This window comes from Komagataeibacter intermedius TF2, assembly GCF_000964425.1.
In the GTDB taxonomy this organism is placed as follows: domain Bacteria; phylum Pseudomonadota; class Alphaproteobacteria; order Acetobacterales; family Acetobacteraceae; genus Komagataeibacter; species Komagataeibacter intermedius.
This window is the reverse complement of record NZ_BANF01000931.1, coordinates 1-253: the sequence shown is the minus strand read 5'-3', so window position 1 is coordinate 253 and position 253 is coordinate 1. Positions and strand designations below refer to the sequence as shown.

Annotated in this window: 1 pseudogene; it reads left to right on the top strand. The window is 66.0% G+C overall.

From position 1 onward, the window contains the following. Nucleotides 1-17: 17 nt before the first annotated feature. Nucleotides 18-253: pseudogene (locus B7449_RS19560) on the top strand (hypothetical protein); the annotation flags it as partial.

The following is a 253-nucleotide window of genomic DNA, read 5'->3' as shown; positions in this document are numbered from 1 at the left end:
GCCGGAGCAGGCAACCAATGGGAACGCCTAACCCCATCCGGCGGGGCCGTTCATTCGACCCGGGCATGTACCCGACGCGCCTTGATGCGCAGCGCATGATCGAAACAAGCGCAGCCGGAGTTGATGGCGCAGGAAACCTGACCATCACCATCGGGGACGCGCCTGCGTCCGCCAGTGCGCCGGGGGCGCCCGGCACCATCATTTTCGCATCCAGCGGCATCTACGTCTGCACGGCAGAGAACACGTGGTCCGC